Source organism: Iningainema tapete BLCC-T55 (assembly GCF_014698965.1).
GTDB lineage: Bacteria > Cyanobacteriota > Cyanobacteriia > Cyanobacteriales > Nostocaceae > Iningainema > Iningainema tapete.
The window spans coordinates 88,992-113,188 of the sequence record NZ_JACXAE010000025.1; the positions used below are offsets into that span (position 1 = coordinate 88,992).

Below are 24,197 nucleotides of genomic sequence, written 5' to 3' on the forward strand. Positions count from 1 at the left end.
CATCTGGTAAAACAGAAGTGATAGGAATTAAGATATGAGTAAGTAGAAGCGATAGGAAAAACGATAACGCAGATTATTACAGACCTAGAACCAGAGGTGATAGAAAAACTTAAAGTTCGTGCGACTAGCCAAGGTAGGAAGCTGGAAGCAGAAATTAAGGCAATTGTTTTGGCAGCGGTAGAACCAGCACCAGCACCGAAAAAACGAACTCTAGCTGAGTCGCGGCAAATTTTTGAGGAAGCAGGTCAGCGTTATGCAGGACGTAAGTTTAGCGATAGTGCTGAACTTCTACGGGAGGATCGGCAACGTTGAGTAAATTTGTTGTCGATGCCAATGTAGCAATTAGCCCCACCCTTCTAAGGTGGGGCGGATGGCTCTCACTCAGGTATGAGTACATTGAGCAATTTGTCTACAACTACCTGCCAAGTAAATCCTGTAGCTACAAACTTTGGTCCAGTAGTTCGAGCTTGAGTGATAAAATCTTGACGTTCGATTACCACTTTCATCAGTTCAATTAAATGTTCTAATTCAGGAACTACTATAAATCCAGTGTTATGCTCGTCTAGTCTAACTTGTTGAAGTTTGCTTTCTATGTGTAGAGCAAAATCTGGTGTAGTAAAATCATCTGTCGCTCCACCTTTTGTACAGATGACAGGCAAACCACAAGCGATCGCCTCTAACACTGGCATATTAAAACCTTCGGCAAAATAAGGAGATACATAAGCATCGGCAGCTTGATATAACTGTGCAACTTGAGCGAAGGGCATTGTTTCACCAATGTAGATCAAGCGCTGCAAAATCTTTTCGGTGTCAAAGTCTTTCAATCCTTCAACATTTTTGACAAAAAGCTCTTTTGAGGGGTATAAAGAGTCCAAGCCTTTTAAAACTAATTTTGCCTCAGGATATTTATCGATAATTGTCGCAAAAGCCTTTAATAAAAAACCAATTCCCTTGGTAGTAGTCATTGCTCCGATATTGAGAAAAATAAAGCCTTCCCACCCTAGTTCTGAACGTAATTTATTCCGTTCTTCTGTACTTAAAGGTTGATATATACTTGGCTCTACACCATGAGGAACTATAACTACACGCGATGGATCTGCACCACTATTAATAAATCCTAAGCGTGACCAATGAGAAGGTGTGATAATAATGCTATCTGAGTTACTATGTGCTTCCTTAAGCAACTCATTATTTAATAACATATTAGAAGTAACTCCACCTACTTCCGAAGTACCAAATACACAAGTTTTTGGTGCAGAAGATGTTTCAAGATTATAGGGATAAGTTATTCGTAATACTGCGTCATAAAGTTGGTTGGCGGAAGGCTTGGGAATGTTTTGCAGTGATACTTCAGCAGCTTGAGCAAAAAGTCCATTAATTGATTGCCAAGTTGGTTGAAAAAATGGTACGTCCTCATGAAAAATTTGCACGCTGGGACGCTTAAGGAGTTCTAAACACTGAAATTGATTAATAATTGAGTAGGAATGGGGAAGAAATCGCCATCCCTGAATAACTATATTTGCCATGACTTAAGTGATTATATTAGACCAATGAACTCGACTAGATGATACATCTACTTAACATTTACCACAAAGGCGTGAAATCGTTGATAATAATGTAATATTTTTACTGTGGGAAAATTATTTGAGGCTGGAATAGCAGAGCGATAAGCAATAAGGAAGAATTACTTATGAGAATAGGCATTATTTCAGAAGCTCCTTCAATTACAACTGGCTTTGGCGTTACTTGTAATCAAATTATCCGGGCATTAGTACAGGCTGGTCATTATGTAGCTTGTTTTGGACTTGGTCTTTTTGGAGAAACATTTGACCGCTCAAAGTTTCCCTGTAGAATATGGGCAGCAGGAGGATATGCTTCACCTGAAGTAATGAGAAACCTATCTAATTTTATCGGATATGAAAATTTAGATTTAGTGTTAATAAATCACGATCTAGGTGGAGTGCAAACATGGGTAGGGGCTTTACAGTATGTAAACTGTAGAAAAACTATCATATCTCATTTTGTGAGTGATGGACTCCCTATTTGTGATGATTTTCTCAAACCATTATTAGTTATGCAAGCATTGATAACTGCAACGCACTCGGTAGCCAACTTTCTTGAACACAGAGGAATGGGTGGGGTGATTGTAGCACCGCATGGGGTTGATCCTAATATTTTTAGTCCTCTAACCAATCGCCAAGAATTGAGACAGCAAGCGGGATTAGAAGGAAAATTTGTTGTGGGTGTTTTTGGGCGAAATATTCAAAGAAAGCAACAGCCTCGCGTGATGTTGGCTATCCAACATCTCAAAAAAATCGGCAAAGCTTCTGATATAGTGCTTTACCTTCACTGTCAGATGAAGGATTCATTGGGTTGGAATCTGCTGGAATTAGCAAGAGATTTAGAGATAGAAGATAAAGTCATATTTCCTTCTGGGAGTTTTAATCAATTTGCCGGAGTTCCATATATTCAAGATGACGTTAACTTACGTCCTCAATCAGATACGCAAACAACAATTACACCAGAACACCAATTATTTATCAGCGATCGCTACAATTATGTTGAAAGACTCAACTGCTGCGATCTTGTAGTAAATGTCCCCTTTTGTGGAGGTTTTGAACTTGGTGTAATTGAGGCACAGTCTTGTGGAGTGCCTGTAGCAGCAACCAATGATGGAGGTATTATGTCAGAGGTAGTGGGTGAGGGAGGAATATTATTAGATCCAGTAGATATGGGTATTTGGGGAACAGGAGCAAGACAATTTTTTGTCTCGCCGCAAACTATTGCCCAGACAATTCTATCTGTAAAAGAAGACTTGCACTTACAGAATGAACTCAGAAGCAAGGGTATGAAAAATGCTTCCAAGTATTCATGGGATCTGTTAAAAAATGCCGTTGTCAACTTAGTGCAGAAATTATAAGTAATCCCTGTAGGGGCGAACGCTTGTTCGCCCTTACCTAGATACACTCTGTTTTGCACGCATTACCTCAGATCTTGCACTCCTGTCAGAAACCCGGTTTCTTGAGAACGACTCTGACTCAAAACCTTGATTTTTCGTTAAGAAACCGGGTTTCTTTGGGCTTGTTGAGGTCTTGCCAAAACATGTTGTCCAGTTGCGCCGACTACATAAAGCTTGCTTTGCGCAACTAAATTCTTATTCTAACATCTAACAGATATAGCAATCCTATTTGATTTACAAACTTTTCATTTGGGCTGTTAACTGTTAACAGTTGACAGTCAACAGTTATCAGTCATCAGTCAAAACAGGACTGTTTGGGAATCATTTAGGAACGCTATAGATCGTAAGCTAATAACAAATACAGTAGCAGAAATTACAATATTCTCCTAATAATAGTATAAAATCAAGATGAATTTTACATAAAATTACTTAAAAAGCGTGAGTCTATAATAATATTAGATACAGTTAAAGGCAATTGAAGTGTTCTCAGGGAAAGCAAAAGTTTACTCCTGGTTATCAAATGGGGATAGCGCAAAGGAACTCCAAGGTGTTATGAAACAACTCAAGCAACCTGCTCTGTTCTGGCTTGATGGACATTATTCACAAGGAATTACAGCAAGAGGAGATAAGGATACGCCGATTTTAGAAGAACTAGATTGTATTTTGAGTTATCCCGATCTTGGACATGTCTTAATCATCGACGATGCGCGTTGCTTTGGCACAGATCCAGCGTACCCAAACATTAACGAACTGAAAAGTTTCATTTTTAATAAGCGAGATTATGTTGAGGTTAGTGTGCAAGACGACAGTATCAGAATAGTTCCTACAAAATAATGATTTGTAAAAACCTCTCTTCTCTTTGTTCTGGAGCATCTCGTGATTCTTTGAAGAATTTTCCTAACTCAGAATAAAAGATAGAAGAGGATTACTATAGATTGCAAACAAGAGTTAATTAAAGAATACAGAGAGGATTGAGCATGACATTTACACGAGATATTTACATTAATATCCCTTCTCCTATTGAAAAAGAGTTAAATAACCTGTTTGCGGCTAACTCTCAGATCACAATTTTTGATATAGGCAGTTGTGAAGGAGAAGATTCAGTTAAATACTCTAAACTTTTTCCCAAAGCTAAAATCTACGCTGTAGAGGCACTGCCCAAAAATATTCCACTACTCCGTGCAACTCTAGAAAAGTATTCCGTCAACAACGTTGAGATATTACCCTTCGCCCTATCTGACTCTAAAGGGCAGGCAAAATTTTATGTTTCATCAGGTAAGCCCGATCATGCTTCCGATGGTGGCGACTGGGATTATGGAAATAAGTCGAGTTCTTTACTAGCGCCAAATGAAGTTGAATTCGATAAATATCTTTCTTGGCTACAGTTCAATGAAGTGATTACGGTTGAAACTTACACTCTAGAAGATGTGTGCAAAGAGCGCCATATATCTGAAATCGATTTTATCCATATGGATGTTCAGGGGGCGGAGATTGCAGTTTTAAAAGGTGCGAGAAATATTCTGAAGGCGACAAAGTTGATTTGGTTGGAGGTAGAAGCAGTTTTTTACTACAAAAATCAACCTCTTAAACAAGATGTTGAGGAGTTTATGGAAGCAAATGGTTTCTATAAAGTGCGAGATACAGTGGGTGCTGTTGATGGAGATCAACTATATGTTAATTTGGCGTATAGTAAGCAGATAGTTTCTTCATTTTTTGATTTATTAGAACGTACTAGATATGAGAAAACCTGCTATTCGCGGTGTGGAGAAGATTTAATAGTCAAATCTATATTTGATGTTCTGGGTGTGAAACAACCTAGTTACTTGGATATTGGGGCTTTCGCTCCTGAGCATTTGAGTAATACATATTTCTTTTACTTAAACGGCTCCAGAGGCATCAACATTCAGCCAGACACAAATCTGTTTCAAACTTTTTTAAACAAAAGGCAATCAGACATTAATTTGAACATAGGAATATCTGATAGCTCAGGTGAAATAGATTTTTATGTTATGTCTAACCCCTTTTTAAACACATTCTCAAAAAAAGAGGCAGATAGCTATTCTAAGATGAATTGCTCTGTCACTGCTGTGCCGAAAATTAAAGTGGATACATTCTCAAACATCATTGCTGGTTATTGTGGTAATAAATTTCCTGACTTTCTATCTGTAGATTTCCTGGGGATGGACGATAATATATTAGCGTCAATCAATTATGAAGCAAGCAGTCCAACTGTTATATGTGTAAAAACGATGACTCTTTCACCCACTGGAAGTAGTGCTAAAAATACATCAGTAGTAAAGTTTTTAGAAAGCAAGGGATACATGGTTTTTGCAGATACTTACATCAATACTATCTTCGTAAAACGGGATAAATGGGTTCGCTCATAGGCATCAGAAGTGATGAAATTAAGAGGGGGAAAGTTATGCTCATTTTATTTTTTCAAAATTATATGGTAATTCTACATGAACTGCATTATTTTGCTGATATATAAATGGCTCTAGTAAAATTCTTTCACCATTTAAGAAGCGTTGATTAAGCTCCTCCGGTGTAATTAAATTTCCAAATCTGGCTGGACAAGTATCCTGCACTTTATTTGCTGGTATATTTAATAACTTGCTATTCTCTTGGTAACAAAGCATAAATGGTGTATTTTCTAAATATTTAGCATTCCTTGCCATTAAAATTTCAAAGGAATTTGGATTGTAAAATTGTAAGTTTTCTGTAAGACATTGGATAATTGGTGTTGAAAAAATGTTGCCATCTAACGACATTGGATATCCCCAATCCCCTTCTGAATCAACCCATCGCCAAACTCCATCTTCTCTAAATTGAGGCACAGAAACATGGCGATTTATGACATAGCAGTAATTTACTTTTGGATATAGTCTTAAAGAGAGACACAGAATCTTTAAGTCATTGCTAAACTGTTTGAATTCTGGATCTTGAAGCGAGAATTGTTCTTTAAAGACTATATCATCTACTAAAAACATAGTCAAAGCATTGTTTTCATTTATAGCGTTTGAAGTTGCCTGTTTAAATGGCGTACTACTCTCAGAAACATAAGAAAACTCAGGATGTAATTTTTGGCAAAGCTGATAACCTTGCTCTAAAGTATGGTGTTCTGCTTTATAAATAACAGTTTTCTCTGCCTGTTCCCATTCAGTGAAGTATTTCTTAAAACTGCGCAGAAGTAGCTCTAATTGGCAAGCTCTATCCTTGCTAAAAATTACTACATTAATCCTGGGATTTTTCTGCCTCGGAATTTTAGTCATTTGCCCATACATTTTTCTACTGAAGTTGTCTACTATCTCTTGAGATGGGCGGTGAGTAGGGTTAATCTCTAATTCTGCTTTTGCTGCTTCAAAAGCCTGCTGATTGTGGTTATTAGCACTTAAACAAATTGCTCTAACAAAGTGCATTTCTGGTATATTGATACCAAGATTAGCTGCTTGTTCGGCAATGAGCGCTGCTTCGATAGAGTTACTGCTATTTAACAAGTTAAGAGCTTTTTTCATCATTGCTTTCACTTGTTGCTCAATATTGAAAACACTTTCAATGAGAGCATGAGTTTCGGAAATCATCCGTTCTTCTTTGAACAAGTGCTGGGCACGAGTTTTGCAAGCATTAGCGCTCTGATGACGTAGTTGTAGGTTAGCAAACCATGCTTGAATTGTGGTGACTAACTCGTTGACAGTAGCATGAGGATCAATCTTTGGATCAGGTAACAATTTACCTGTATCACCTAACTGTTCTGGAACACCACTGACTGCTGTAGCAATTACGGGTAATCCCTTTGCCATTGCTTCCATGATTGACAAGGGCATTCCTTCTATAATGGAAGTTAATATAAAAATATCACTGGCATCTAATAAGTCTGGTATATCCCAACGTTTTCCCAACATTTTAACTTTGTCGTTGGTGATTTGCAGTTGATTGAGTAAAAAGCGCAGTTGGTTTTCTAACTCGCCACTGCCAACCCAGATAAAATAAAGCGAATCCCAAACTTCTGTACCTTTTAGCTTTTGCATCGCTGCTAATTGGTAGTTGTAACCCTTGACTGCTTCTAGAGGCGCAGATGTAAAACAGACAAGTCCATTTTGGGGTATGCTTAGTTGTTCACGTAGGCGATCGCAGACTGATTGCTCTGTTCGTGCAAAACATTTTGCTGGTATTCCTGGATAAATCACTTGTCCTTTATTTTCCGGCAGCCCGTACAGTTGATGTAACAAGTTTAAATTTTCCTTTGAAAGGGCTATCACTGCCATTGCACAGCGATAAAAGCGTGACAATTCATTGAGGATGAGAGACGATGTGCCCGGTGCTCTGTGATCAACTAAACCAATCACAACTATGAAAGGTATTCCCTGTTGAATCGCAACATACTTAGCTCCTGAATTGGAGAAGGGACAGGTGTCACTAAAAATAATCAAATCTGGTTTGGTGATTACAAAAATCTTTTCGGCACAGGATTGATCTGATATTGCACGTTCTGGTTCACTAATGGTGTCAAAGTCTAACCACAAATGCTCTATTCCTAGTTGTTTTTGAACACTCACCATCGGGTTAGAACTCTGAGATTGCACACAGGTAAGCCGATAGCCTAATGCTGCTAAACCACATAATAACGTGTGATTATATTGGGCGACTTCACCGATTCCAGGATCATCTGTGTGAAGCAAGATATGCTTATTCATATGTATTAATACTCAAACTTTTTTATTAACTAAATTTGATTTGCTGTAACAGAATAATTAATGCCTGTTTTACTTGTGCAGATTGGCTACATTTTAGTCCTTGTTGTAAAGTGGCGATCGCGCTGGGATAATCTCCCTGATGCAATAGCTGTTGCGCAGAGTAAAAAGCATATAAAGCCTGAGCTTCTCTTGCCTTACTAGTTAACTTATTTTTGATTTTACTTGGTAAATAAACTTGATAAATTTCAATAGCTTTAAGGTTATCAGCTACTTGTTTAGCATAATTTAAATTAGGATGTTCTCTCCAATTTTCGCACAAATAAACTAACAGTTGCGGCTCATACCACACTGGATAATGCACTGCTATTCGGTTAAACATTTCCCAATCAAAAGCAGAACTTGTATCTTGACAAAACCCTCCTAACTTTTCATACACATCTCGTTTCACTACAACTGAAGGAAGTTGCAGCCTATTCATCATAGCAATTCTTTCTAGCCAATCTGCAATCACTCCTGGAGTTTCTCTTTCTAGAGGAGATATCTTAAACACATTACCAGCTGCGTTGATGTGAATATGACGGCAAAAAGCTGCACCAACATCAGGTTCTTTTTCTATACCTGCTTGAAGATGCTGGTAAAATCCTGGCTTGATTATATGATCTCCATGAAAAATGTGAACCCATTGACCACTAGCCCGTTGTATACAGATATTAAAAATTTGGGTAACACTTACACTCTCTGGATGGTGATAAAAGTAAATTCTCTGTCCTCCAACGGCTTCAACTACTTCGGCAATTTCTGCTTTGATAGACTCATTTCCAGTATTATTAACAACTTCTATTTGCATTTCTTCCGTGCTAGGAGCTTGTTCTAACACACTTTTCAATGCTTGCTCTAAATAATTCGCTCCCTTGTCAGCGGTAATCATTACCGACCAAAAAGGACGGGAAATATTAGTTGATACTGGATAAATTTTTGGAAATTCAACTGCAACTGCTACAGGCGAAATTTCCCCTACCTGCATAACTCCCATCTGCACTAACTGCTGAGAATTTTGCAGTTTGACTGAGTGTTTTTCATCGTACATTATAAGATTTTTATGCTGAGCAATTACTTGCTGATATCTGACATACTCTCTAGCGTTTTTATGATGCTCTTTTCTTCTTACCTCTTGTTCAACATAACTGTAGAAATTATCAAAAAATTTGAAATGAAGTAAACAGCCTCTACTATTAGCTATTTCATGTTTTGGGCGATTAGTAAAATGCTGACCAATATGTAAAATTAAATCTACATTATACTTTATTAAAGGCGATTTACTCAACAAATCGTTTCCGCCAAAAATTCTTTTTCTCACACCACCCCAGTAAGCAGTGTGATTTCGATAATTTCCAAAGTTTTCCTCTTTTTTAGAATAAAATTCCCGCTCAAAATAAGGACAAACATCTAAAAAGTTTTGACCGCTAGTGTAATGGGTATCTTGAACTGCTTTGTCTGAGTACATATCCAAAAGTATTGCGTCAAAGACAGTTTTCTGCTTCTTGTCTAGCTCTTGGCACAACTGATCAATACTGATATTCTCACAGTCTGGATAGTAGAATATTTCATCAGCATCTACAGTTAAACACCAATGTCCTACACCATACTTTCTCAACAACAATTCTAACCAAATAGAACCACAGTTAGCTTTACTGAAAGGGCGAGTTGAATGCCAAGTATAGACATCGGACTGTTCTAGTAAATAACTTAAACTACCATCTGTCGAATTATTATCGACAATCAAAAATTTAGCGATACCTTTCTGTCTGTAATAAGAAAGGAAATAAGGTAATCGCAATAATTCATTTCTTTCAACTACACAACAAAGAATTTCCCAGGGTTGTATTTCAATTTCTTTTGTGTCTACTCGATTAAGCTCATAATACTTAAATGCTTCTTCTATCCCATCTTTTGCCACTATTGCATTAATCAGATTTTTGTGGAACTCAGGTTGATTATCTATAACTCCTATAGCTCTTTCATAAAGAGCTATCACCTCTTGTAAACGTCCTTGTCCTGTGAGAATATTGCCAAGAGCTAGATAAGCTGCTATGCAGTCTGGTTCCTGAAGTAAAATTTTTTGATAGAGTGCGATCGCTTGCTCTAATTTACCGCTTCTTAAACAATCATTTGCTAAATTAAATTGAACATCTAATTCATCGGATTGATGTGATGAGGATAAATTTAAATTCATTTCTCTGTTTGTATATTATATTTAAATATTTATTTAGACTTTTACTAAATCATCAGTAAGGGATGGGTTGAGAGCGGGGAAACTGATCATTCGTAACCACTTAGAAGTACTGTTAACACCACGATATTGTTGATAACGATCTAGGGCAAGGCGTGCCTTCTCCCCTTGATAACGTTCAATATAGGAGTAGGCAAGGCTCAGGTAGCCGTTAAAAAAGCACTGATCGAGAACCATCAAGGGTAATTTCTGTAAACCTACGTTGCGATGGAAAGCTTTTTCTTTAACAAGCAACCAACAAATTAGCTGCCGCTCCTCATTACTCTGCAAGCTATTTGTAGACGACCTGCGGTAATATACCAATGGCTCATTTAAAAAATGAACAGACCATTTTTCAATGATCCGTAACCACAAATCATAATCCTCACAAGTTGCTAAAGTTTCATCAAACAAACCAACCTGCTCCAGACATTCTCGACGCACTACCACAGAAGGTGTAGGTATGAAGTTGCGTACAAATAAGAGCCAGCACTCCTGAACCGGAGGTGTGGGATTGGCTTGTCCCCATGTATTGGGTAACACACCATCTTCATTAAAATAAAACATGTCTGAATAAACTAAACCAATCTTGGGATTCGATTCCAAACAAGCGATTTGTTTTTCCAGCTTGTTTGCTAACCACATATCATCATCGTCAAGAAAGGCAATATACTTTCCCGCAGCCGCTTTGATGCCTGTATTACGAGCGGCAGAAACTCCTTGATTTTCCTGATGAATAGCGATAATCTTATGCTCAAATTTAGCTAATACTTCTTTTGTGCGATCGGGAGAGCCATCATTGACAACAATAATTTCATAATCTGTATAAGTTTGTGCCAAGACGCTCTCAATTGCTTGTGAAACTAGATTAGCTCTCTTATATGTAGGAATAATAACGCTGACATTTGGCATAGAGTGATTACTTATTATTTAATGTGAAAAATCTTTAATTACACACTTTTTGTTTATTTGCATTAGTAGGTTGGGTTTCACTTTTTTCAACCCAACCTACTAATAGGATTATTTTGTAACCAGACTGGCTCTAGCGTTTCAAGCGTCTGAATCGGTACAAATTTATCTGTGTTTATCTGTGTTCATCTGTGGTTAATTACTTTTTCGGCGTACCTCACGTGAGAACCGCTATATTATTGATTGGAATCCAACTTGGTATTTGTAGGAGTCTGTGTCTCAATGATAGTAAAATCTTCTGAAGGAGGTAGGAGTACACCAAGTAAAGTTATTTCTGGTGTCGTGTAAGCTTTTTTAGCTTTTTGGTTAGATTGGTTCATTTTTGATTCTCCAACTGACTTATGCTTGCGTATAGTCTTCTTAATAGAACTTTAGCTATAAGCCAAATGTTTAAATCTTTGGCGTTCGAGTTGAGCAATACATTTTTAGATTAGATGCTGCTGTGTCTTCGTAAATCTTCAACAGCTTCTTTTTATAAATTTGGTCATCGTAATTCTCAATAATGAACTGCCTTCCTTGTGCTAATAATTTTTCTTGCTCTGCAGATGAACTATTCACCTCCGCTATGAGAGCTTCTGCCAAAGCAGCAGGATTTTGTGATTCTACTGTTGTGCAAAACTTCTCAACAAAGGTATTCTCGTAAGCTGGTAGCAAATTAGTAACTGCTTTTCTTTCGCAAGCTAAAGTTTCAACTAAACTGGAAGGAAAAGCATCGGTGATGGGATAATTAATTACTAAATCTGCTACAGAATATGCAGCGGGCATCATTTGATGTGGCAATGGGGGTAGCCAACGGATATTCTGCTCTACTCCAAATTCCTTTGCCTTAGTATAAAAATATTTATAATATTCCTGGACTTCTTGCAAATTGTTAGTTCGTCTGTACTTTAAAAATACCACTACTGTAGGTTTCTCAAAGTATGGATAAGCCTTTGCATAGGCTTCTAAGATTTGGTGATGATTGTAAATTTTACTCCAGCCACGGGGCGAAAGCAGCACTTTACCACCTTCCGGAACATTTAACGCTCTTCGCCACTGCTCTATATACTTTGCTTCTTGAGGACGAAAACGATGTGTTTTTGTTCCCAAATGTATTAACTCTACTCTTTGATGTTGACTTACCCACGGCTTACATTTATCAACAAGACCTGGTGCCTCTACAATTAGTACATCAGAGTTTCTGAATGCAGTAAATGCTACTTTCGTCATGTTTTGATTTAGCACTTCTTCAGATTTAGATTCCAGCAAAAAATTTAAACCACCCCAAGCCGAGCATATAAGTGGGTGTACGTCAGCATAAATACAACACTCTGTACCAAAGAAAAGTCCGTTGGTATGTATAACATCAGGTTGGAATTGTTTGATGATCGCCTTTATCTGTGCTGCCGCTGTTTGAATTAGGTACTGGTGTGTTATCTCATCTTTAGGTAGCTCGCCTGTAAGTTCATGATAGTTGACTAACTCTAAAGTAAAGGGTAAGTAGCGATAATTTTTGGGAGTTTCCTGCGGTAATAAAGGGTTATGGGGAGTCAGTAGCCAAACTTCGTGTCCTTCCTCAAGCGCCCATTTCAGGGGGCGAATCATGGCGATTCCCCCAGGAGCAACCATTAATATGCGCATTCTTTAATTAACCTCTGTTTTGATTAGGGTGTAGGGTGCAGGGTGTAGGGTGTACTAATTTTATTATTTCCAGAAAATATTTTAAGGAGCGGTAATTTCTACTAGTTTGTGTTTGACTAACGAATGTAGATGGTTGAGCAAATCTTGTTGTAACTGCTGTGCATCGACTTCATACTCTTCGAGAAGAGTGTGATAAGCAGCATTAATAGATTCTGACTCCGTTAACACCCACAGCATATGTGTGCCGACTTCGTTTTGCTCAAAATATTCTTGATTTGGAACATACACTATAGCCGACTTTCCTTCTAAGTCCTGAATTAGGACTTCCTTTGCCAGAGTTACTTTATGATTCGGTCCTATTGTCATTCCTCACCTCGATTGATTATACTGTTAGCCTTACTTAACCGGGCGCAAATAAATACCAAAAAAATCTTTATTTTTATACGAACATATGCATTTTTAGCACAAAAAAATTTCCTCCCATCAAATATTAAAATTTTGTAGGTTGGCTTGTATTCTAGCTATTGGTAGTGCGTTCTGAGTGCTATAAATTACATAGCAAGTAATACTTTATGATTAGATATCACTTAGCCATTGGTAGTGCAATTGGACTGCTAGCAGTGACATAGCAAGTAACGTTTTTTACTATACATTATCACTTCAAAATATCAACTACTTGTAACTAAATTTATCTAAGTTTTATATAAAACTGATTTATTGAGTTTTTTCTTGACTATTTCTTTAAACTAGATCTCAGATCTTGCACTCCTGTCAGAAACCCGGTTTCTTGAGAACGACTCTGACTCAAAACCTTGATTTTTCGTTAAGAAACCGGGTTTCTTTGGGCTTGTTGAGAATGGTGCATTCCGGTCAGATCCCCGACTTCTCATAGAAGTCGGGGATCTGGTACAATCACCTATGAAAGGTAGGGATCGCGCCCCAGAGCTTTCAAATAGGTATCCCATTTCTGTTTAAATTTAAAAAATTCTTCCATTTTGACACCTCTTGAACGAGTAGCTGATTCGTAATGAATAAGATGAGCAAATGGTGTAACTACATTGCGGTATCCTGACTGGTGTGCTTTTAAGCACAGATCTACATCAAGATAGTTAAAAGGAAATTGCTCGTCTAACCCTCCCAACTCTTGGAATAAGTCAGATCGGAGCATTAAGCAAGCTCCAGTTGCTGCTAAGTAGTTTTTGATGGTAAAGTTTGAATAATAACAACTAAGATCTTCTCCGTCAGCACCATAATATATGTGACTGGGATTACCATCACTAATTACCATTCCCAGATGCTGTACTTTCCCATCGGGAAATGATAGTTTTGCACCTACTACACCGATTTCTTTCTGTTGTGCAAGTTCCAACAATGATTCAATCCAGTCAGGAGTCAGCACCTGTATATCATCGTTAAGTATCAGGATGAATTCTCCTCTGGCTTTGGCTACACCCATGTTGATGCGCATAGCGGCGTTAAACGGTTCCCTTGTACGAACTATATGTAGGTTGGGATTTGCGTAGGCGCGGAGCGACTTATCGTTAGATATCGCCTCTAAGGTTGATTGTGGAACATTATATTCATCAACTACTATAATCTCGTAGTTGCGATACGTACTCAATTTGTTAATACTGCGAATGCAATTTTCTAATAGGCTTACCTCTCCTTGTGGCGTAAAAATTCTTTTCCCAGCACTAGGAATGATCATGCTGATTAGTGGCTCTCCAATAATGTCTCGCCGAACTCTGTAAAAGCCTGGTAGTGATGTTTCTTGTACACTTCCTGGATAAGGACTACGTTCTATTATTGCTTCAAGAGCTTTTTTAGCTCTAGTATATACCCCTTTTGCTTGTACTTCACCGTTAGTTACAGCTTGGATATTGCGGCAATGGTAAAGAATTTTGGGAATATGGTGGATATTCTGTGTTTTTTCTACAACTCGTAATACCAAATCATAATATTGAGCATCTTCATACTCACTCCTGAAACCGCCAATTTCCCGAATTAAACTAGTACGATAAACACCTAAATGGCGAGTATACATACAGGAATAGAAATACTCTGGGGACCAATCTGGTTTTAAGAGCGGGGCAAAGTGGTTCCCTTGAATATCTATGTTATCTTCATCACTATAGATAAAATCTACATCTGAGTGCTGATTAATGAGCTTAGCATTTTCAAACAGGGCATCAATAGCTAACTCATCGTTGTGATTGAGAATAACTATATAGTCGCCAGTAGCTAATTCTAAAAACGAATTATTAGCAGTATAAATACTACTATTCTCAGAACGAAATACAAATTTGATTCGTTCGTCAAGTTGGCTATAATGATTGAGAATAGAGCGGATATGCGGTTCTGTAGACGCATCATCAACAATACATAACTCCCACATAGGATAAATTTGATTCAAAACTGACTCAATAGCTTTTTTTAACCATTGTTCTTCTACATTATATATAAATATAATTACTGAAAATTTGGGATGAATTTGCATCTGTGCAATTTGTTTACGCGCCGATGCAATATCTTGCTCGGTTAAGTGGTTCTTTTCTACCCATTCTTGATAATCTAAATGATATTTTTCTGGATCAGTTATGGTAGGAGACACATAATTCAAGGCTTCTAGATGTTCCTTATCTTGCTTCAGTAAAAACTCGGCAATACTGGCAAATGCTTGTCTGAGCAATGTTGGCTCTACAGTATTTGAAGAACTTTGACGTAGAAGTTCAAGTACTTGCCAATCTTGCAAAAGGTTTGGTGTGAAGATATCTAAAGTAATTGAGAGCTGGATTAGCTCGAGAAGATTGTTGATGAGTTGAGGGGAAATTTTTCGGATATGTTGCCGAATAATCCAGCTGATTTGAGTATTACCTGAGTTTGCTTGAGACTGAGCTTGAGCATCTAGAAGCTGAATAAATTGCTCTGTATTTTGTGACACTTCTAAGGCAGTATTCTGAGCTATGGTTTTTGTCCAAGCTCCTTGAGCTACTTCGCTTAAGTTCTTTTGTTTTTGCTCAGTTTTATGGCGCAAAGCTATGTATTCTTGCTGAGAAACAGTCATGGTTCAAAACCCTGGTTCGGTAGATTGGTAGCGCAAATGTTTATAGATTCAGTAAATGCACGTATTTATTACCTAATTTTTGATTATTCTTTTGGAAATAAACATTTGTATTTCTAACACATAAAATTTTTCTACGACTAAAATTTAAACTAGCTTTACTAGCTTGATTTATCAGCCATAGGTATTTACCTCGTTTCCTCGTTCCAAGTCTCTGACTTGGAATGCCTTGTTTGAGACTCTGTCTCACGTAATTGCGCTACTAAGAGGCTGAGCCTCCTGTAACGCATTACCATGCAGCGAGGAATGCTGAGCATAGAACGAGGAAACGAGAAAGTTCTATTTGTATCTTTACTCCTGGGTGTGTTTTATTCTTGGGTAGTGTGGACGACAGGGGGTTCCCCAGCACACTTGTCCAGAAGGTATGTTACTAAAAACGCTACTACGAGCGCCAATAACCGCATTAGCTCCGATTTCTACTCCTGCTCCTACAAAACAGTCTGTAGCAATCCATACACCATTACCCACTGTGATCCTCGCTGTCTTCAATCCAAAAGCTGGATCGTAAATGTCATGGCTACCTGTACAGAGGTAACTTTTCTGTGAAATGACGCTGTGTTCACCAATATGGATTTGATCGAGACTATACAAAACTACGTCATCGCCAATCCAACTGTAATCACCAACAGTTACTTTCCAAGGGTAGGTGAAGCGAGCGGTAGGACGAACTACTACACCTTTACCAATATGCGCACCAAATAACCGCAGCAATGCGCAACGTAATCCATTAAGTGGGTGAGGAGTTAGGGGAAAGGCGATCGCCTGCACTAACCACCATAATAAAATATACCAGCCTGCACGTCCTCGGTCAAACCAGGATTGGTCGTATTTACGTAAATCTACAAAAGGTGTGTCATTAGTCATTGGGAATAGAAGAATTGTTAATTGCTAATTGTTAATGGCTAATTGCTAATTGTTACGATTAGCTATCAGCCATTAGCCATTAGTCATTTCATATTGCTGTTTGCCCAATTTCCTGGGGACGGGATGGTGATATGGTATCTTTTGTAGATGCCGTGTTGAGATGTCCACCACAGTTACGTAATTCGTATAGTTTGACGCCTATTTGATACTCGTATTGGCTTAACAGTCGTCCGTAAATATATCCAGCTTTGCCGTCTAGGAAACCACGTTGAATGAAGTAAAACAAAATAAACCGCAAAAATGGTTTAAATGGTAGTCGTACCCATATTTTTTTCAAAAAGCGCTTGCGTTGTACTGCGTCTCCAAAAAGGTTTGCGCCAATGGTATCGCTGTCATCTTTACCTGTAAGCAAGTTGAGATAAACACGAGCTTCCCAATTGGAATAACGGTTGTGCCTTTCTATCCAGTGGTAAAGATCTCGGAAGTCTTCATGAATCATATCGTGCTTGAGATATCCAACTTTACCTTCTAGAACAACGTGTTCATGAACTTCGTTATCGCCAGTGTTAGGAATATCTTCTGTATGTAAATTTTCGTAGCGACCTCTTTTGTGCTTAAATAAGCGTAGGTTCCAATCAGGATATTTACCACCGTGGCGAATCCATTGACCTAAGAAAAACACACGACGGTTGAGGTAGTAGCCTTCGTATTCGGGATTTTGAATTGCCTGTGCAATTTCTTCCCATAACTCAGGAGTGATACGTTCATCGCAATCGACAATTAGCACCCATTCGTTCCGGAAAGAAAGGTTGTCTAAAGACCAATTCTTCTTTTTCGGCCAACGTCCATTGAATTGGAATTGTACAACATTTGCTCCCAGGCTCTTGGCAATTTCTACGGTTTTGTCACTGCTTTGAGAATCGACGACAAATATTTCATCTGCTTTTTGAAGGCTGTTTAGGCAAGCAGGTAAGTTTGCTTGTTCGTTTTTTGCCGGAATTAGTACAGAAACTGGTATTTTGTATGACATATAACTATATTATGATTTTTTCTTTGAAGTGGATAGAAGACCCTTAATCGCTGCATTTATGTAACCAATCTGACCGTAAGCGTACACAAATTTATCAAAGCATTCAGCCGGGTCGGAAATATATTGTAATGATTTATACAACCCACGCAAAAAACGTTCGCTACCGCGCTGCAATTGACTTATACCAGCTTTACCAGTAAGTTGTTCTCGATAACATTCACTAATACCCTGCCACCAGCCTCTATTTAAAAACCAGGAACGTTTGAGGCGTTCTGGTGCTACATTGTGAGCTACTAGGGCATCAGGAAGATAGGCGACTTGCCAACCCCGTTGTAGGGCATACTCAGTCATTTGCAGTTCTTCGTTTGATAGTAAATTTGTACCAACACGACCAAGATTAGTATCAAAACCTCCGATTTCATCAAGAAAGCATCTACGAATAGAGTAGTTCAAGCCTCTGGGGGTTGAACCCGGATTTTCGATGTAAACTAAACTATCTCCTAAGTCGTATGCTCCCAGGTTAGCGGTTAATCCTGTTGATAGCCAACGTGGAGGTTGTACTCCACTGGGCCATAACAAGGTAACTTTTCCACCTGCTATTGCTAGTTTAGGATTATTTTGATAAGCAGAATACAAAACTTTCAACCAACTTGAGCTAGCAACGGCATCGTCATCAAGGTATGCCAGTATTTCCCCGTTGGCAACTTTAGCACCTGTGTTGCGGGCAACGGATAAACCAAGGACGGGTTCATAGACGTACTTGAGTCGAGGATCGTCGGCTCTTTGTTCTACAACTTTTTCTGTGCGATCGCTTGAGCCATTATCTACTACCACTACTTCAAAGCCTAAAGCAAAATCTTGTGCCAAAAGGCTATCTATGGCTGCACCTAAGTAAATATCTCGATTGTGAGTACAGATAATGGCAGAGATGGGCGTTTCTGGCATAGGAGGATGTGGGATGTGGGATGTTGGATTTTGGATGAAAATTTCCCATCCAATTTTCGCCTGGGTTTTAGCTAAATCTATACCAAAAATTCACGACTCACCAACCGAGTTTTTTCGGAAATATAATTTTGGTAGGGGCGAACCAACCTTCGCCTCTACACAAGTATTGCCACATAAGAGGTTACTGGTAACTGGATTACGCTTGCTGGATATGACCGTGTAAGATGGTCAAGGTTTCAGCTAGTTGTGTGAGGCGAATTTCTAGATATTGCTTACGCCCTAAGAGTTGGCGTAGCTTTTGGTAACGGGCGATCGCCATACTCACGCTAGCTACTTGATCCTGTGGACATGGACGTGACCATACTTTACCATTCGCATCTAAACCGCATAGACGATAGCCAGCACGGGGTGATTGGCAAGACATGTTAGCTTGATTTGCACAAATTTCTTCTACGTAGTCCATGAGGTGATCAACTTCGGCGTGGCGAAGGGGAGCAGTTTTGTCTGATTCTGCTTGTTTGTCATGGGACTCTAACCAGCCATTCACAATCGGTCCTTCTAAGTATATTTCCTGAATTTGTTGAATAATTTTTTGTAGTTCTTTTTGCCAATCCGTAACACTTTGCTGAATTTCTTGTAACAGATTCATTGCCAATGCCGGATTGGCTCCGTTGCGATGACTTGTAAAGCTGGGAGTTTTTAATTTGGGCAAGCTTGGTGCTTTACATCCGCTGTCTTGTGCGTACATGCTTTGCACTGAGGTATCTTGAGGAAACAATTCATTGTCTGTTGGTGGCAGTTCTTGTTCTGGTGTATCAGTATTTACTGTATATTCTGATGCCCCCGTAGAAATCCTGAATGAGAAAGACCGCTTTGTTGTTGTAGCTGGTTCATTGGCCCAAGAAGTGGTGCGTTCTAAATCGTGTAAAGTTGCTTCAATACGTTTTACGCCTACTTTCATATCTACTTCTCGCTTTGCTTACGTTTGTTCTGCTTGATCATCTACAAGGAGCAAACAACTGTTTGCCCCCACCTTTCGCGATTTTATGCGCTTGGTAGTATTTGCGTCAAAGACGCTGGTGATAATTTTATCTAACTAAAGTTATTTTCGGGAGACTTCCGATCTGTGAATTACAAAATTATTGCTGCCGTCTGACACTAAGCAAAGTAAAAATATGCAGTTCAGCATAATCACTGGTAATACAAAATTTACAATTTAGCAAAAAACTTCATGTAATATTTACGTACATTGCTATACTTTTTCACACATGACAAAGGATATTAGCTCTTAATGTAAAGAAATAAAAAAGAAATTACTTCGCAAAACGAGTTTTAGATGAATTTTCGGTAAAAATGATGATGAGTAGTTGAGATTTTCGGGTTAGAACATATAGTAATTAATGTTACTGCTTGCTAGTGCTAGAAAGTAAAAAGCACAATTCAAGAAAAACTCCCACACGCAGCTACTAGTTTTATACATAGCTCTCCGTGTGTGCAGAGCGACTATAATGCCCCTTGTGTGCTGAAAACAAAGATTTGCTACTCGGTGTGATATCTACCAATAGTAAAAAATAAAACAGCAAAAAAATTTGATTTTTTGTTAATGAAAAATTCTGCCCATGCCTAGTGTTAGTGTGATTATTCCCACCTACCAACGGGCTAATTTGGTATCTCAAGCAATTGAGAGTGTCTTGGCACAAACCTACACAGATTACGAAATTATCGTTGTCAATGATGGTTCACAAGACAATACCAAAGAAGTCTTAGCTGGATTTGGGGACAAAATTAGTGTAATTAATCAGGATAATCTTGGAGTAGCTGCTGCTCGCAATGTCGGAATTATGGCAGCACAGGGACGATATATCGCCCTGCTCGATCATGATGACATTTGGCTGCCAACAAAGCTAGAAAAACAAATTGCTTGTTTAGAAGCCAATCACAAGATTGGTGTAGTCTATTCAGACATTTTCTACTTCAATGACAAAGGTATATATCCTTATACATATGCACAAAAAAATAAAATACTTCCTTTCGAGCAGCTTTGGAGTATATTTGTGCGTGGTCCCATCCCGACCTGTTCTGTTGTAGTAATACGTCGAGAATGTCTAGACGAGGTGGGTTTATTAGATGAAACGCTGGTCCCTGTGGATGATTACGATTTGTGGTTTCGGATTGTCGAAAAATGGTTGATTTATTTCTTGAATGAACCTTTAGTTTATTACCGCAGGTACGAAGGTCAGCAGAGTAATAACGAAGAAAAGATGTTACTTGGCTTGTTACGTGTCAAGGAAAAAGCCTTCAACCGCTATAAAGAACTCCAAAAGTTACCTTTGATGGTTCTCGACGAACACTTTTTTAATGGCTACCTGAGAGTCGCGTACATGTATATCCAACGTTATCAAGGTGAGAAAGCTCGCCCATTTTTGGAACGATATCGACAAATTCGTGGGATTAACATTAACTCTGAGTGGTTGTGGATGATTAGTTTTCCCATCCTCAATCCTTCGTCTACTTCTGATTCAGTATCTGTAACAGCACAGTAATCCGTCCATGCCAAACGTCAGTGTGATAATTCCCACCTACCAAAGGGCTAATTTAGTTTCCCAAGCAATTGAGAGTGTCTTGGCGCAAACCTACACAGACTACGAAATCATTGTGGTCAATGATGGTTCTACGGATAACACTATAGAAGTATTAGAATATTTTGGGGAGAAAATTACTGTTATTCATCAAGAAAATCAAGGATCAGCTGCTGCTCGTAATACAGGGATTAAGGTAGCACAAGGACAGTACATTGCCTTACTCGATCATGATGACATTTGGCTACCTACTAAGCTAGAAAAACAAGTTAGTTATTTGGATTCCCATCCAAAGATTGGTTTAGTTTATTCAGATACACTCTATTTTAACGAAAAGGGTTTGTTGCCCGGTTCACATGCAAAATTCTTCCCCGTACCGCCTGTTCTACAAAGTTGGACTTTATTTGTGCGTAACACAATCCCAACATGCTCCGTTGTCATGATGCGTCGAAAATGTCTAGATGATGTGGGTTTGTTTGATGAAACACTACCGCCTTGTGATGATTACGACTTGTGGTTACGGCTGGTTGAAAAATGGCCTATTCATTTTTTGAATGAGCCTCTAGTGCATTATCGCAGGTATGAAGGTCAGCAAAGTAATAGTGAAGAGCGAATGTTACTTGGCTTGTTGCGTGTCAAAGAAAAAACTTTCAAACGCAACAAAGAACTACAGAAGTTACCTCTGTTTGTACTTGACCAATGCTTTTATGAAGGCTACCTCAGTCTCGCCTACTTGTATATTCAACTTTATCAAGGTGAAAAAGCTCGCCTTGCCTTGAATCATTATCAACAAGTACGTGGTATAAATTGCTACTATAAATGGTTGTGGATGTGCAGCTTTCCTCTTCTCAAGCCGTCGTCAATTGAATTACAGTGTAGATAAAAAATCAAGTTTTTACGGAAATATATTTACAGAAATCATAATTAAAATATGACTATTCCTCAGCTAGAATACATAAATTTGCGTTACAACATAGAGCAGAGACAAAAGATTTTAAACAAAGTAGCTCAAGAAACTTGGGAAAAAACTCTAGCTCAGAACACTGCTTTAAACTTGTCCCATCCAGAGCAATTAGTTAAGCTTCTCGATCAGCAAGCTCAGGAACAAACAACAAGGGGAAACACTCAAATGAGCTGGATAATTCGACAACACATCCGAATGAATTCCCCTCAGCTTATTAACAATCTTCTCCAGCTAATCCAACTTTCAATTAATTTAGATGTCTTTACACCAAACCTTTTGGAAAAGTGGCATGTAATCGAACTCCTACGTCAAAATTCAGGTGTGGTAGATCCAGCATTGCTCAAGCAAGTCTTCGCTAGTACTGCTGAAATGTTTCTTAGGCTAGATAAAGAATATCTGGAAGCCTTGAACTATGTGCCAAAGTTTTTAACCGATATTGATAAATATTATTTAGACTATCAACAATGGGTAGAAAAGAATCGCTTAACTGAGCAAGATATTGCTGACTGTCGTGAAGAAATAGCTTCAATGCATATTCATCCGAAGTTTTCAGTTATTATACCCTTGTATAATGTGGAAGGAAAATGGTTAGAAAAAGCTATTGAATCAGTACTGAATCAAATCTATCCAGTATGGGAATTATGTATCGCTGACGATGCATCTACAGAACCCCATATTCGGTCTATTCTCAATCACTATAGTCAAGTTGACCAACGGATCAAAGTTGTATTTCGCACTGAAAATGGCAATATTTCAGCCGCTAGTAACTCAGCTTTAAAATTAGCTACTGGAGATTATATTGCCCTTTTAGACCATGATGATGAGTTAGCGATTAATGCCTTATTTGAAAACGCGAAGCTCATTAACCAGCATCCAAACGCAGATTTTATTTATAGTGACGAAGATAAAATAGATACTCAAGGGAACTTCTCTGCCCCATTTTTCAAACCAAACTGGTCCCCCGAGTATTTCTATTCCTGTATGTACACTTGCCATTTAGGAGTTTATCGCACTAGCCTGATCCATAAGATTGGTGGTTTCAGGAGTGAGTATGATGGCGCTCAGGATTATGACTTAGTATTACGAGTTATAGAGGAAGCTAGGAACATCTTCCATATTCCCAAAATTCTTTATCATTGGCGCACTATATCCACCTCTGTCGCCACTGGCGACGCACAAGCAAAACCGTGGGCACATACTGCTGCTAGAAAAGCTCTTCAAGCAATGATCGAGCGCAGCTCATATCCAGGGCGTGTAGAAGAAACACAACTTCCAGGTTTTTATCGAGTTCGGCGCGACATAGTTGGGCAACCGCTGATTAGCATTATCATTCCCAGCGCTGGAAAAAGGATTTTTACTCCTTTAGGAGAAGTGTGTTTATTAGAAAATTGCATTCGCAGTATTAACAAGCTGAGTACATATCGTAACTATGAAATTATAGTAGTTGATGGATACGATATTCCTGAGTCAACCTTAGAGGCGATATCTAACGATAAGTCGCTCCGCGCCTACGCTTCTCCTGATGTGCAATTAGTCCGGACAAAGGAACCGTTCAACTTCTCAATGCGCATCAACATAGGTATACCCAAAGCCAGAGGGGAATTTTTACTGCTACTTAACGATGATACACAGGTAATAACCCCAGACTGGATCGAATCAATGTTAGAACTTGCACAACAGAAGGAGATTGGTGCAGTAGGTGCAAAACTATTATTTCCTGATCGCAAAGTACAGCATGTGGGAGTAGTAATTAACGAAGGTAATCCTGGTCATGTATTTTACGGATATGACGGTGAAGGACTTGGTTATTACAATTCAAATATTACCATCAAAAACTACTTAGCTGTAACTGGTGCTTGCTTGATGATGCGACTCGATCTGTTTCAGCAGTTAGGAGGGTTAGACGAAGAATTTCCTTTAAACTATAACGATGTTGATTTATGCTTAAAAGCACACCAAGCCGGATACCGCAATGTAGTCACACCATTTGCCCAACTTGTTCACTACGAATCAGCTAGTCGCTCCAGAGGTGTACAACCAGAAGAATTGTCAAAATTTAAAGAAAAATGGCATATTTATTTGAAAACTTTAGGAGGCGATCCGTACCTTCCACAAATTACTTAGCAGTGATATCCGTTAACTTATTCAGGATTTATGAGGAATTCACAAAAATAAATTTGAAA

The 24,197-nt window shown here is 38.5% G+C and carries 20 protein-coding genes; 8 read left to right on the plus strand and 12 right to left on the minus strand.

Going from position 1 to position 24,197, the window contains the following annotated elements; genetic code table 11:
- The first annotated feature begins 75 nt into the window (after positions 1-75).
- Positions 76-312, plus strand: a complete 237-nt coding sequence (locus ICL16_RS05190; RefSeq protein WP_420485255.1) for a hypothetical protein — start codon at positions 76-78, stop codon at positions 310-312.
- Between the two features lie 65 nt (positions 313-377).
- Here the strand turns inward: ICL16_RS05190 and ICL16_RS05195 are convergent, their stop codons facing one another.
- Positions 378-1,526, minus strand: a complete 1,149-nt coding sequence (locus tag ICL16_RS05195; RefSeq protein WP_190825815.1) for a glycosyltransferase — start codon at positions 1,524-1,526, stop codon at positions 378-380.
- A gap of 164 nt (positions 1,527-1,690) precedes the next feature.
- Here ICL16_RS05195 and ICL16_RS05200 point away from each other — a divergent pair, with 164 nt between their 5' ends.
- From ICL16_RS05200 to ICL16_RS05210, 3 genes are all read left to right on the plus strand, one after another.
- On the plus strand, positions 1,691-2,920 hold the full coding sequence (locus ICL16_RS05200; protein ID WP_190825816.1) for a glycosyltransferase family 4 protein: 1,230 nt from the start codon (positions 1,691-1,693) through the stop codon (positions 2,918-2,920).
- Positions 2,921-3,511: 591 nt separating this feature from the next.
- On the plus strand, positions 3,512-3,793 hold the full coding sequence (locus tag ICL16_RS05205; RefSeq protein ID WP_190825817.1) for a hypothetical protein: 282 nt from the start codon (positions 3,512-3,514) through the stop codon (positions 3,791-3,793).
- 143 nt (positions 3,794-3,936) lie between these two features.
- Complete coding sequence (locus tag ICL16_RS05210; RefSeq protein ID WP_190825818.1) at positions 3,937-5,346, plus strand: FkbM family methyltransferase; 1,410 nt, start codon at positions 3,937-3,939, stop codon at positions 5,344-5,346.
- Positions 5,347-5,385: 39 nt separating this feature from the next.
- Here ICL16_RS05210 and ICL16_RS05215 read toward each other — a convergent pair whose 3' ends face one another.
- The 10 genes from ICL16_RS05215 to ICL16_RS05260 form a co-directional block, all read right to left on the minus strand.
- Positions 5,386-7,653 (minus strand): glycosyltransferase family 4 protein, encoded by a 2,268-nt coding sequence (locus ICL16_RS05215; RefSeq protein WP_190825819.1) that lies wholly within the window; start codon positions 7,651-7,653, stop codon positions 5,386-5,388.
- A 25-nt stretch (positions 7,654-7,678) separates the two neighbouring features.
- Positions 7,679-9,886, minus strand: a complete 2,208-nt coding sequence (locus tag ICL16_RS05220) for a glycosyltransferase family 2 protein (protein ID WP_190825820.1) — start codon at positions 9,884-9,886, stop codon at positions 7,679-7,681.
- Between the two features lie 33 nt (positions 9,887-9,919).
- Positions 9,920-10,834, minus strand: a complete 915-nt coding sequence (locus ICL16_RS05225; RefSeq protein WP_190825821.1) for a glycosyltransferase — start codon at positions 10,832-10,834, stop codon at positions 9,920-9,922.
- A 233-nt stretch (positions 10,835-11,067) separates the two neighbouring features.
- Entirely contained in the window at positions 11,068-11,211 is a 144-nt protein-coding gene (locus ICL16_RS05230) for a hypothetical protein (protein ID WP_190825822.1), read from the minus strand.
- Between the two features lie 70 nt (positions 11,212-11,281).
- Positions 11,282-12,511 (minus strand): glycosyltransferase, encoded by a 1,230-nt coding sequence (locus ICL16_RS05235; protein ID WP_190825823.1) that lies wholly within the window; start codon positions 12,509-12,511, stop codon positions 11,282-11,284.
- Between the two features lie 81 nt (positions 12,512-12,592).
- Entirely contained in the window at positions 12,593-12,877 is a 285-nt protein-coding gene (locus ICL16_RS05240; protein WP_190825824.1) for a PqqD family protein, read from the minus strand.
- Positions 12,878-13,427: 550 nt separating this feature from the next.
- Positions 13,428-15,575, minus strand: coding sequence for a glycosyltransferase family 2 protein (locus ICL16_RS05245; protein ID WP_238360607.1), 2,148 nt, complete (start codon positions 15,573-15,575; stop codon positions 13,428-13,430).
- A 348-nt stretch (positions 15,576-15,923) separates the two neighbouring features.
- Positions 15,924-16,496 (minus strand): hormogonium polysaccharide biosynthesis acetyltransferase HpsU, encoded by a 573-nt coding sequence (gene hpsU / locus ICL16_RS05250; RefSeq protein ID WP_190825825.1) that lies wholly within the window; start codon positions 16,494-16,496, stop codon positions 15,924-15,926.
- A gap of 88 nt (positions 16,497-16,584) precedes the next feature.
- Complete coding sequence (locus ICL16_RS05255) at positions 16,585-17,526, minus strand: glycosyltransferase family 2 protein (protein ID WP_190825826.1); 942 nt, start codon at positions 17,524-17,526, stop codon at positions 16,585-16,587.
- A gap of 9 nt (positions 17,527-17,535) precedes the next feature.
- Positions 17,536-18,471, minus strand: coding sequence for a glycosyltransferase family 2 protein (locus tag ICL16_RS05260; protein ID WP_190825827.1), 936 nt, complete (start codon positions 18,469-18,471; stop codon positions 17,536-17,538).
- 13 nt (positions 18,472-18,484) lie between these two features.
- Here ICL16_RS05260 and ICL16_RS05265 point away from each other — a divergent pair, with 13 nt between their 5' ends.
- On the plus strand, positions 18,485-18,694 hold the full coding sequence (locus ICL16_RS05265; RefSeq protein WP_190825828.1) for a hypothetical protein: 210 nt from the start codon (positions 18,485-18,487) through the stop codon (positions 18,692-18,694).
- Here ICL16_RS05265 and ICL16_RS05270 read toward each other — a convergent pair.
- The gene (locus ICL16_RS05270; protein WP_190825829.1) at positions 18,668-19,432 is read right to left on the minus strand and encodes a hypothetical protein; all 765 of its coding nucleotides are present in this window, start codon (positions 19,430-19,432) and stop codon (positions 18,668-18,670) included. The two genes, ICL16_RS05265 and ICL16_RS05270, sit on opposite strands and share 27 nt — an antisense overlap.
- A 658-nt stretch (positions 19,433-20,090) precedes the next feature.
- On the opposite strand from ICL16_RS05270, the gene ICL16_RS05275 reads away from it, so the two are divergent.
- From ICL16_RS05275 to ICL16_RS05285, 3 genes are all read left to right on the plus strand, one after another.
- Positions 20,091-21,014: a glycosyltransferase family 2 protein gene (locus tag ICL16_RS05275; protein WP_190825830.1), complete on the plus strand. Its 924-nt coding sequence runs from the start codon at positions 20,091-20,093 to the stop codon at positions 21,012-21,014.
- 7 nt (positions 21,015-21,021) lie between these two features.
- Positions 21,022-21,933, plus strand: coding sequence for a glycosyltransferase family 2 protein (locus ICL16_RS05280; RefSeq protein ID WP_190825831.1), 912 nt, complete (start codon positions 21,022-21,024; stop codon positions 21,931-21,933).
- Between the two features lie 450 nt (positions 21,934-22,383).
- Positions 22,384-24,138, plus strand: a complete 1,755-nt coding sequence (locus tag ICL16_RS05285) for a glycosyltransferase family 2 protein (protein ID WP_190825894.1) — start codon at positions 22,384-22,386, stop codon at positions 24,136-24,138.
- Positions 24,139-24,197 lie beyond the last annotated feature (59 nt).